The sequence below is a fragment of the Nocardia sp. NRRL WC-3656 genome (genome assembly GCF_000720265.1).
In the GTDB taxonomy this organism is placed as follows: domain Bacteria; phylum Actinomycetota; class Actinomycetes; order Mycobacteriales; family Mycobacteriaceae; genus Nocardia; species Nocardia nova.
This window is the reverse complement of the sequence record NZ_JOJF01000013.1, coordinates 140,279-151,767: the sequence shown is the minus strand read 5'-3', so window position 1 is coordinate 151,767 and position 11,489 is coordinate 140,279. Positions and strand designations below refer to the sequence as shown.

The following is an 11,489-nucleotide window of genomic DNA, read 5'->3' as shown; positions in this document are numbered from 1 at the left end:
CGAGGTCAGCACGTCCTCCTCCACGAGACGCTGCGACAGGATGATCGCGTCCTCGTAGTTGTGACCCTCCCACGGCATGATCGCCACCAACAGGTTCTTACCCAACGCCATCTCACCGTTCTCGGTGCACGGGCCGTCGGCCAGAACCTGGCCGTGCTCGACCCGCTGGCCCTCGTCCACGATCGGACGCTGGTTGGCGCAGGTGCCCTGGTTGGAGCGGGCGAACTTCCGCATCCGGTAGCTCTTACGAGTGCCGTCGTCGTGCATGACGGTGATGTAGTCGGCCGAAACCTCTTCCACCACACCCGGCTTCTCGTTGACGACCACGTCGCCGGCGTCCACCGCGGCACGCAGCTCCATACCGGTGCCGACCAGCGGCGACTCGGAACGGATCAGCGGCACGGCCTGACGCTGCATGTTCGCACCCATCAGGGCGCGGTTGGCGTCGTCGTGCTCGAGGAACGGAATCATGGCGGTCGCGACCGACACCATCTGGCGCGGGGAGACGTCCATGTAGTCGACCTCGGCCGGGGAGACGTATTCCATCTCCTCGTTACCGCGGCGGGCGAGCACGCGGTCGTCGAGGAAGTTGCCGTCGGCGTCGACGGGCGAGTTCGCCTGGGCCCGGACGTGCCGGTCCTCCTCGTCGGCGGTCAGGTACTTGACCTCGTCGGTGACGCGGCCGTTCTCCACCTTGCGGTACGGGGTCTCGATGAAGCCGAACGGGTTGACCCGCGCGTACACCGACAGCGAACCGATCAGGCCGATGTTCGGGCCTTCCGGGGTCTCGATCGGGCACATGCGGCCGTAGTGCGAGGGGTGCACGTCGCGGACTTCCAGGCCGGCGCGCTCACGGGACAGACCACCCGGGCCCAGCGCCGACAGACGACGCTTGTGGGTCAGGCCCGACAGCGGGTTGTTCTGGTCCATGAACTGCGACAGCTGCGAGGTGCCGAAGAACTCCCGGATCGCCGCCGTGATCGGGCGGATGTTGATCAGGGTCTGCGGGGTGATCGCCTCGACGTCCTGGGTGGTCATGCGCTCACGCACGACCCGCTCCATACGCGAGAGGCCGACGCGCAGCTGGTTCTGGATCAGCTCGCCGACGGTACGCAGGCGACGGTTGCCGAAGTGGTCGATATCGTCGACGTCGACGGGGACCTCGACGCCGCCGGGCACGGTCATCGAGTTGTCGCCCTGGTGCAGACGCACCAGGTACTCGATGGTGGCGACGATGTCCTCGCGGGTCAGCGTCGAACCGGTGATCGGCTCGCCGGCGTTGACGCCCAGCTTCTTGTTGACCTTGTAGCGGCCCACACGAGCCAGGTCGTAGCGCTTCTCCTTGAAGAACAGGTTCTCCAGCAGGGTCTGCGCGGACTCCTTGGTCGGCGGCTCGCCCGGACGCAGCTTGCGGTAGATGTCGAGCAGCGCCTCGTCCTGGCCGGCGGTGTTGTCCTTCTCCAGGGTCGACAGCATGATCTCGGAGAAACCGAAACGCTCGGTGATCTCCTCGGTGGTCATGCCCAGCGCCTTCAGCAGCACGGTGACCGGCTGACGACGCTTGCGGTCGATACGCACACCGACGGTGTCGCGCTTGTCGACATCGAATTCCAGCCACGCACCGCGCGACGGGATGACACGGACGCTGTGCAGCGTCTTCTCGGTGCCCTTGTCGATGGACTCGTCGAAATACACACCCGGCGAACGCACGAGCTGCGATACGACCACGCGCTCGGTGCCGTTGATGATGAACGTGCCCTTGTCGGTCATCATCGGGAAATCACCCATGAAGACCGTCTGCGACTTGATCTCACCGGTGTTGTTGTTGATGAACTCCGCGGTCACGAACAACGGTGCCGCGTAGGTCATGTCCTTGTCCTTGCACTCATCGATCGAGGCCTTGACCTCTTCGAAGCGCGGATCGGAGAAGGACAGGGACATCGAACCGGAGAAGTCCTCGATCGGCGAGAGCTCCTCGAGCACCTCCTCCAGCCCACCGACCGGGCTGGCGTCGCCCCGGGCGATGGCCCGCTCACGCCAATCGGGGGCACCGACCAGCCACGCGAACGATTCGGTTTGTAGATCGAGAAGGTCCGGAACCTCCAAGGGCTCACGAATCTTCGCGAAAGACACCCGCTTCGGGGCTCCGGGAATACCGGCCTTGGTCTGGGTGGAGACTGCCAAGATGCGTCCTTCCAGCACCTCACGCGCGTCGCCCGGTGCCTGTACGTACAAGACACCAAGCGACCGTCGCTTGTCTGCTACGAGTTCTGCTGGTTACAACCCGGACAAAACCCGAACAGCAAACAACGGAAGTAACACCTCAACGGTGGAACTTTCGTGATGCGATCAAGGAATGGACAGGAGGCAGCCAGCGCAAAGTCCAAACCTACACCCACGAAGAAGGGGTGTCAAAGTACCATCCGAACCGAGTTCCGGATGTTCGGCGCGCCGGACCCGCTTCCGCTGGCTGCGTTCGAGTCTCCGGCGGCGCCTCGACCTGGGTACTCGACCCTGTCACAGCTGCCGCTGTTGTGAATAGCGTGACGGTTCGGACGTAAGTCGTCAAGTGGCGAGACCACCTCGATAACTGCGAGATCCCCTGTGGCGCTGGCGAATCACACCGTCACGCGGGCGAATATCCGCCGCTGAGCTGGGAAGATTCCGCAGGTGACGGGCTCGAACATACTTCCGAATCCGTCTGGGCCACTCAACGGTCGGCGATCTCGCTCGCCAGCCAGTGACCGTCCACCTTCTGCATGTGCAACACAATCGGACCCGATGCGCTCTCCTGCGGAGCGCCGTTCTTGGTCGCGCTCACGGTCAGATTCACCAGCAGTTCCGCCCGGTCATCAGTGAGCAAAGTCACACCGATCGGATCCGGGGTGGCCTGCGCGGTCGACTGCGCCTGCTGAATCGCGGAGATCGTCGTATCGGCGAACTTGTCGAAATCGCCGCGCATCTTGCCGGTGACGACCTTGTGCACGGCGTCCTTGTAGCCGCCGACGGTCTTCACGTCGTAGGAATAGACCGTTTTGAGCGCGTTGTCGGCCGCCGCGGTCACTTCCTGGGTGGCCTTGGTGTCGACGAAGGCCTTGTTGCCGTCGTCCACCCCCGGCTCGAAGGCCGCGACGACGGCGAACGCCGTCAGCAGCAGGCTCGCCACGATCAGTCCCGCGGCCAGACCCCAGGTGGCCAACGCGGGACGCGGCAGCCGGCCGGGACGCGGCAACTTCCGGGGCCGGCGCGACGCCACCGGCGGAGCCGGACGAGTGCCCGCGGCACCCGCGCGCACAGTCTTGGTGCGTGATTTGGCTTTCGCGGACTTACCGGCGGGCTTGGCGGACTTCCCGCCGGATGCGGCGCGATCGGCCGCGCCGCGACGCCGGATCGTGCGATCGGCGGCGTCGGACGAGCGATCGCCGGGCGTGAGCCGGGGGGAAACCTTGTTGATCGGCGGACGGGATGCCATCGGTGTACCTCTCCTACGATCCCGGCTGGGGGGCGGGCGCCTCGGACGGATTCGCCGGCGCCGGCGCCGGCGCGGCGTTTCCGTTCGCGGGCGGCTGTGCCGCCCCGGCGGGACCGGGGGTGTCCAGCGACACCAGCTGGCCGAGCGAATTGGCCTGCTCGGCCTTCCAGGTGTCGCCGTCCTTCTTCATATCCAGCGTCCAGGTGGCCCGGAAGGACTGCACCGGAACGTTGGGCGCGGTCTGCGTGAGTTTCAGCACCACGATCGCCGAGGCCTTGTCGCGCTCACTGTCCAGCGAGCTCAGCGCCGCGCCCAGCACCTTGCTGTCGATCTTGGTCTTCGACTTCTCGGCGGCATCCTTGATGCGGTCGTGGTTCTCGTTCAGCTGGGTCAGCATGTCGCCGGTCATCGAGGACCGCATGGTGGTGATCGACCCCTCGACATCGCTGGGATTCATCGAGGTGAGGTTGATCGCCGCCTGCCGGGCCGCATCCAGCGCGGTATCGCGCGCATCGGCGCGCGGACCGTCGGTGAACCACATCGCGCGCACCCAGCCGGCGCCGAACCAGGCCGCCAGCACCAGCGCCGCCACCAGCCACACCGCCGCGACCGAGGTCACGACCGTGCGCAGCGTCGAGGAGCCGGGCCGGGCGGCAGCCGGCGACGGATCAGCTACCGCCTTTTCGGCATCGTCCGGCGGCGCCACCGCAGGTTGCGAGGAGGGGTTGGGCAGATCAGAACTCACAGCGACACCCTAGCGTCGTCGGTTTTCCGGACTTGCCTCCGTGCCCGCCTCACCGCTTCGGGGTCACTCCGATGAGAGTGGCCAGCTGGATGGCGACGGGGCTCAGGTTGAGCTTGTCCGGATCGGTCTTGGGCTTGGAATCCCACGGCTGCGGGACATTCGGATCGGCGTACTGCGCACGCGCGCCGCCGCGGACGTCGGTCGGACTTCCGAACGGCACCGTGCATTTCGCGTCCGTGTTGAACGGGAAATCGTCACGGGTGTCGTCGAAATTGGGGTTCTGCGCCTTCATCTGGTCGAGAATGCGCTGAGTTCCCTCGTACCCGACGGTACAGGCCGGTGGATTGTTGGTTTCCAGCACCAGGCCGAAGTGGGTCGTACCGTCGCCGGGCGCGGTCGCCGAACCACCGACCGACAGCAGCGGCAGCATCTGCAGCAGCGGCTTCAGCGTGTAGGTCTGCGGCGACACCGCCTGCAGCAGCAGCCGCAGGTTCGACAGATCCGTGGTCAGCGGTTGCGCGCTCTGATCGAGCAGCTTGCCGATCTGGTCGCCGGCGTCGGCGCCCGTGCCGATCAACCGCCGGATATCGGGATCGTTGGCCCGCAGCTGCACCGCGAGCCGATCCAGGCCGTCGCTGAAGGTCCGGATCGCCGGAGACTGATCGGCTTGGGTGCCGAGCACGGTCTGAGCGTCCCGAATCAGCTGCACGGTCTGCGGCAGCGCCCCGATGCCGGTCTGGGAGAACTTGTTCAGCGAATCGACGAGGACGCGCAGGTTGTCGCCCTGTCCGTCGAAGGCCTTACCGAGTTCGGTGACGGTCGTGCTCAACGCCGTCAGATCCGTCGTGCTCGAGAAGTGGTTGACGCTGGCGAGCAGATCCTCGACCGGAATCGGGGTCTCGGCGCCGTCGATGACCGAACCGTCGCGCAGGTAGGGACCCTTCGCCGTATCCGGCACCAGATCCATGTACTGCTCACCGATCGCCGAGCGGTTGGCGATCACGGCCTTGGCGCTGGCCGGGACCTTCGGCTTCCCGGAATCCAGCTCCAGATAGATCATCACACCGTCGGGGGTGACATCGAGCGAGTCCACCCGCCCGACCGGCACACCGCGATAGGTCACCTCGGCGCCCTTGGACAGGTTGGCGGTGGTCTTCGCCTTCACCTTCACCTGATACTGGCCGAAGCCGAGCATGTGGTCGAGGTGGATGTACTTCGCGCCGACGAAAACCACGCCGAGCACGGCGATCACCGCGAAGGCGACCAGCTGGTAGCGCACCAATCTACTCATCGCGGCTTCACTCCCAACTGATCCAGAATCGACCCGATCGGGTCACCCGGCTTGGCCGGGGCCGGCGCCACCACCGTCGGCGGCAGCGGCACCAGCGATACCGTCGGCCAGCCCGGCCGCGGGCCGTTGCCGTTGTAATACGGATTGGTCGGATCCACCGGCACCGGCGGCCCGTACTTCGGCGGGATGTACACCGGATCCGGTTTGCCCACACCGAGATTCGACATCAGGACGCCGATCTGCGTGTCCACCGACAGCCAGGTGTTCACCGAACCACCGAAGGTCGATTTGATCGCCTCGTCGGGGAACGGGTAAGTCGGAATGAGCGGGAAGGCGGTCACCAGATCCGGCGCCGACCGGCCCAGCTCCTGCAGCGTCGGTCGCAGCGACTGCAGATCGCGGATCAGGTTGTCCTTGGACCGGTCCAGCACGTCGACGCCGGCCTGACCGACCCGGTCGAGCTGCTTCAGCAAACCGATCAGCTGCGGCCGCTGCTCGTCGAGAATCTTGATACCAGCCGGCAGCTCGTCGAGGATCTTGCCGATCTGATCGGACTGCTGCCCCACCCGGCTGGACAAGGTGCCCAGGCTGTCGAGCGCGTGCTGAATATCGGCAACCTGCTGGTTGAGGCCGTCGATGAGGGTGTCGGCCTGATCCAGCAGCGACCGCACCCGGTTCTCCCGGCCGGCCAGCGCCTTGTTCAGTTCCACCACGATGGGCTGCAGCTGCGCCACGCCACCGCCGTTGAGCAGCAGCGACAGCGCCCCGAGAACCTGTTCGATCTCCACCGCGTGCCGGGTCCGGTCGACGGAGATGACCGCGCCGTCCTTCAACCGATCGGGCGAGGCCTCGTCCTTCGGCGCCGACAGCTCGACGAATTTCTCACCGAGCAGATTGGACTGCCGCACCTCGGCGTGCGCGTTGGCGGGCAGCTTCACCGACGAGTTGACCACCGTGTGCACACTGGCGGTCCAGCCGTCCGGGGCGACGTCGATGGACTCCACCCGGCCCACCGGCACACCCTCGACCTTGACCGCCGACTGCGGCACCAGATCCAGGACGTCGTCGAATCGCACGTCGATATGCATCGGGTGGTCACCCACATCGGCGCCGCCGGGCAGCGGCACGCTGTAGATACCGTCCGACGAGCACGAGCCCACCAGCACCGCGGTCACGCCGACCACCGCGACGGCACCCAGTCCGCGGGCCGTCCTGCGGAATGCGAAGGGCGTCATCGCTGGCCACCTTCCTGCTGCGACGGCGGCTGCCGGTCCGACGGGGTCCCCGGAACGCTGCCGGGAGCCGGGGTCTTCTGGATGTTCTCACCGCTGAGGATGCCGAACGGCAACACCAGCGACGGTGTCTGCACACCGTCCTTGATCTGATCGGTGATCACCTTGCACTGATCCAGAATCGGGCGCATCTGCCGGCTGATCGCATCGAATTTCGGGTCGCCCGGCCGCAATTGGCCGAGGTCGAGCATCTTGCAGACGGCGCCGAACGGGTTCTGCAGATCGGTGAAGTTGGCGCGCATGTCGAGCGTGCCGGATTCACCGTTGTGAATGTTGATCAGGTTGCTCAGCGCCAGCGGCAGCACCGGCAGCGCGTTCGCCACATCCTGGCGCTGGTCGGCCAGCGTCTGGGTCAGCTTGGTCAGCGCGTCGGCGTTGTCGGCCACCAGATCCCGGTTGTTGTCGATGAACCGAGCGACATCGCCGAGCGCGATCGACAGCAGATTCAGTGCCTGCCCGAGGTTTTCCCGCTCACCGGAGAGGAATCCGGCCAGATCCGCCAGCTGCGTGTTGAATTCGCGCACCTGCTGGTCGTTGACCGCCAGGGTGTGCACGAAGACCTGCAGATTCTTGATCGTGTCGAAGATGTCACCACGGGCATCGGACAGATACCGGGCGGCGTGCGAGAGCTGGGTCAAGCTGTTGGCCAGCGCGTCGCCGTTTCCGGTCAGATTCGCCGCACCGGTGCGGACCAGCTCGTTCACCGCGCCGTCCTTGTTGGCGCCGTTGGGCCCCAACGCATCCGACAGTTCCTGGATGCTCTTGTACAGCCGGTCGACCTCGACCGGGGTCGCCGTGCGGTCACGCGGGATGGTGGCGTTGCGCGGCATCTTCGGCCCGCCCTTGTAGACGGGCGTGAGCTGGATGTAGCGGTCCGACACCACCGACGGCGTGATCTGAGCGGCCTTGGCGTCGGCCGGAATGTCGTATTTCCGGTCGACGTGCATGGTGACCTTCACCTGATCACCCTGCGGCGTCACCGAATCGACCTTGCCCACCGGGACACCGAGGATGCGCACCTCGGAGCCCTCGTAGATGCCGATCGACTTGTCGAAGTAGGCGGTGATCTTAGTGGTGTTGTAACTGCTGAACACCCACCACAGCACACCGGCGAGGACCACCACGGCAACCGTGCCGAGGGCGAGAGCGATCTTGGTGCCGCGGCCGGATTCCCGGATCGCGGTCAGCGGATCCCGGCGCGATCCCTTACCGAGAGCAGCCTGCATCAGTTGCCTCCCAGAGTGCGGATCGGCGGGCGGTTACCCGGAATCTCCGGCAGCGCCGGCGGGATCAGGTTGACGATCACCGCGTCGAACCAGCGCCCGTTACCCAGCACGTTGGCGTACAGGCCGTAGAACGGCGCCGCCAGCTTCAGCGTCTTGGAGATGTTTTGCTGATTGTCGTTGAGCATGTCGATGGACTTCTTCAGATTGGTCAGCGCCGGACCGATCTGCTGCTCGTTGTCGTGCACCAGCGCACTCAATTCGGCGGCAACGGTTTTCGCTCCGTTGAGCAGCTGCGAGATGGCCTGCTGGCGGACGTTCAACTCGGCCAGCAGCTGACCGCCGTTGGCCAGCAACCGCTCGAACTGCTCGTTGCGATCGGCGAGCACCTTGGTGGTCTTGTTGGTCGCGTTGAACAGGTGCTTGAGCTCTTCGTCGCGCTTGGCCAGCGTCTCCGACAACCGGGCGACGCCGGCGATCGAGCCGCGGATCTCCGGCGGGGTGCCGGAGAACGCATCCGAGAGCACCCGGAAGCTGGTGGCCAGCTGCGCGGTGTCGGTCTTCTCGATACTCGACGCGGCGTCGGTGAAGGCTTCGACCACATCGTATGGAGAAACCGTGCGCGACAACGGGATTCGCTTGTCCGGATCGGCCGGGTCGGAACCCTTGGGATCCAGCGCCAGATACTTCTGCCCGAGCAGGGTCTTGATCTGGATGGACGCGGTGGTGGCATCGCCGATCCACGCGTCCTTGGTCCGGAAGTCGACCAGCACCCGGTCGCCGTCGAGGCGCACGTCGGACACATCGCCGACCTTCACGCCCGCGATGCGAACCTCGTTACCCTTTTTCAGGCCCGCCGCCTCGGAGAATTCCGCGGTGTAGCTGGTGCTCGCGCCGATGATCGGCAGCTTGTCCAAGAAGAACGCCGACAGCGCGACCAGCAACACCATGAACAGGCCGAGCCCGCCCATGAACGCCGGGCTGCGCCTGCCGAAGAGAACCCGGTCTTCCATCAGCGGCCACCCTTCCCGTGACAGCGCGGAGCCGGGTTGGTGTAGACCGGCTGATTCACTGTCGGCATCTGGGCCGGCAGGTTCAATTGCGGCGCATCCTGCACCCCGGGGCCGGCGACGATATCGATACCGCAGAGATAGAACTGGAACCACGAGCCGTAGCTGGCCGCCCGACCCAGTTTCTCCATCTTGATCGGCAGATTCTCCAGTGCCTGGTTCACCTCGCCGGAGCGATCGTTCAGGGTCCCGGTCAACTGGTTCAGACCGGCGATCGAACCCTGCAGGGTCGGCCGGGTCGGAACCAGCAGATCGGCGGTCGCCGAGGCGAGATTGCCCAGCGACTGCACCGCCGAGCCGATCGTGCCACGTTCGGCATTGAGCCCGCTGACCAGCGCCTCGGTATTGACGATCAGATCGTTGAGCTGTCCGTCGCGGGCGTTGACCGCATCCAGCACCTGGTTGAGGTTCTTGACGATCTCGCCGATCACCGCATCCTTGTCGGCGATCTTGTTCGTCAGGCTCGCGGTGTTGCGCACCAGATCGGTGATCGTGCCCGATTCACCCTGGAAGACCTGGATGATCTCGTAGGACAGCTTGTTCACGTCCTCGGCCGACAGCGTCTGGAACAGCGGCCGGAAACCGTTGAACAGGGTGGTGAGATTCAGCGCGGGCTTGGTCCGCTCCAGCGGAATCGTGGCGCCCTCGGTGATCTTGCGGCCCTGCTGTCCGGCGCCCTGCTCCAATGCGATGTACCGCTGTCCCACGAGGTTGCGGTAGCGGATGGTCGCGGTGGTGGAGGCGGGCAGCCAATCCCGGTCGGTGAGCTGGAAATGCACCTCCGCCAGGTTGCGGTCGACGACCGACACCTTGGTCACCTTGCCGACCCGCACACCGGCGATGCGCACCTCGTCGCCCTTGTTCAGCGACGTCACATCACTGAACCGCGCCTTGAACTCGGTGCCGCCGCCGGAATAGTTGGCGATGGTGAGCGCCAGCAACGCGGTCGCGAGCACTGTCACGAGCACGAAGATGCCCAGTTTGGTCAGGGGCCCGCCCAGACCACGCAACTTTGCCTTCATCGCACACTCACCTCACTTCCACGCATCGCGGGGGCGCCGATCCGGCTCACCCAGCCGGGCACCTGATCGGGCGAAACCCCGTTCGCCGCACCGTAGATCGCACCCAGGGTGTGCTGTTCGGCGGGCGAACCCATACTCGTCGCGCTCTGCGCGCCGTAAACCGAGAACTGTGCCGGGGGCAGCTGACCGATGTTCTGGTCGCCTGGATTACGGGTCGGCGGCTGGTAGGAGCCGTCGTTGGCCGATCCGGTCGGGTACTGACCGGGGTCCACGCCCAGCGGATATTCGGGGAAGCATGCCGGCGGCCGGTTCGTGTCCAGCCAGCGCGGCTCGTCCTGATTCGGCAGATAACGACCACGCGGATTGGTGATCTCGATCGTCACGCGCGAGCCCGGGGTGTCGGTGCCCTTGCCGAAGATGTTGTCGATGCGCGGCTTCAGCTGCGCGAAGTTCTTCATCGTGCAGGCGTATTCCGGCGAGTACGTCGCCAGCAGTTCCAGCGCGCCCCGCGAATCGGCCGCGATGTCGATGATGTTGTCGTGGTTGGCCGTCAGGAAATCGGCGGTCTTCGACGACGTCGGGGTCAGGACCGAGTACAGCGTGTCCAACTGCGAACGCTTCTGCACGATGGTGGCATTCAGCGTGCGCAGATTGTCGAAGGCATCCACCAGCTGCGGCAACGCATCCGAATAGGTGTCGGCGACCGTCGCGAAGGTGTGGATGTCGTCCTGCAGCTGCGGCATCACGCCGTTGATATCGCGGAAGATGTCGTCCAGCCGATCGATGGTGTGGCCCAGTTCCTCACCCTGACCGCCCAGCGCCTGCGAGAGCGCGCCCAGCGTCGAGGCCAGATACTGCGGCGGAATCGCCTGCAGCAGCGGCATGATCGAATCCAGCAGCTGGCTCACCTCGACCGCGTTGCCGCTGGCGTCCTGGTACAGCGTCATCCCCGCCTGCAGATGCTTGGGGCTGGGCTGCTCGGGCCAGACCAGGTCGACATAACGCTCACCGAACAGGGTCTTCGGCAGCAGCCGAGCCGTCACATTTGACGGGATCTTGGAGGCCTTGTCCGGATCGATCGCCAGGTGCAGCGTCACCTTGCCGTTCGCGGATTCACTGGACCGCACCTCGCCGACATTGACCCCGCGGACTTTCACATCCGCGTTGCGGGTCAACGCGTTTCCGACGGTATCGGTGATCAGATCCACCTTGACGACCTTGACCCACACCTTGTTGTAGGACGCGATCGTCGTACCGAGAAACAGCGCCATCACCACGAAGAACACGATGCCCAGCGTGCGGATGCGGAGTTTCTCGGTAGAGCGCCAGAATTGCACACTGCGCGCGCTCATGCTCCCACCTTTCGGGACCGTT

At 65.4% G+C, this 11,489-nt stretch carries 9 protein-coding genes; all 9 read right to left on the bottom strand.

The genetic code is table 11. The annotated features are described in order from the left end of the window. Positions 1-2,202, bottom strand: a 2,202-nt coding sequence (gene rpoB / locus IG65_RS0119075; protein WP_036525155.1) for a DNA-directed RNA polymerase subunit beta, incomplete at its 3' end; no start/stop codon positions are given. A gap of 508 nt (positions 2,203-2,710) precedes the next feature. Then, the gene (locus IG65_RS0119070; RefSeq protein ID WP_030516290.1) at positions 2,711-3,472 is read right to left on the bottom strand and encodes a hypothetical protein; all 762 of its coding nucleotides are present in this window, start codon (positions 3,470-3,472) and stop codon (positions 2,711-2,713) included. Positions 3,473-3,485: 13 nt separating this feature from the next. Then, positions 3,486-4,217, bottom strand: a complete 732-nt coding sequence (locus IG65_RS0119065) for a hypothetical protein (protein ID WP_156055681.1) — start codon at positions 4,215-4,217, stop codon at positions 3,486-3,488. A 49-nt stretch (positions 4,218-4,266) separates the two neighbouring features. Next, positions 4,267-5,508, bottom strand: coding sequence for an MCE family protein (locus IG65_RS0119060; protein WP_030516288.1), 1,242 nt, complete (start codon positions 5,506-5,508; stop codon positions 4,267-4,269). Next, a complete protein-coding gene (locus tag IG65_RS0119055) occupies positions 5,505-6,743 on the bottom strand; it encodes an MCE family protein (RefSeq protein ID WP_030516287.1) in 1,239 nt (412 codons plus the stop codon). The genes IG65_RS0119060 and IG65_RS0119055 overlap by 4 nt, the downstream gene beginning before the upstream one ends. Beyond that, complete coding sequence (locus IG65_RS0119050) at positions 6,740-8,026, bottom strand: MCE family protein (protein ID WP_081879585.1); 1,287 nt, start codon at positions 8,024-8,026, stop codon at positions 6,740-6,742. Before IG65_RS0119050 ends, IG65_RS0119055 begins: the two co-directional genes overlap by 4 nt. After that, positions 8,026-9,036, bottom strand: a complete 1,011-nt coding sequence (locus IG65_RS0119045) for an MCE family protein (RefSeq protein ID WP_030516285.1) — start codon at positions 9,034-9,036, stop codon at positions 8,026-8,028. The genes IG65_RS0119050 and IG65_RS0119045 overlap by 1 nt, the downstream gene beginning before the upstream one ends. After that, positions 9,036-10,115 (bottom strand): MCE family protein, encoded by a 1,080-nt coding sequence (locus tag IG65_RS0119040; protein WP_030516284.1) that lies wholly within the window; start codon positions 10,113-10,115, stop codon positions 9,036-9,038. Before IG65_RS0119040 ends, IG65_RS0119045 begins: the two co-directional genes overlap by 1 nt. Further along, the gene (locus tag IG65_RS0119035) at positions 10,112-11,467 is read right to left on the bottom strand and encodes an MCE family protein (RefSeq protein ID WP_030516283.1); all 1,356 of its coding nucleotides are present in this window, start codon (positions 11,465-11,467) and stop codon (positions 10,112-10,114) included. The genes IG65_RS0119040 and IG65_RS0119035 overlap by 4 nt, the downstream gene beginning before the upstream one ends. Between the last annotated feature and the right edge of the window lie 22 nt (positions 11,468-11,489).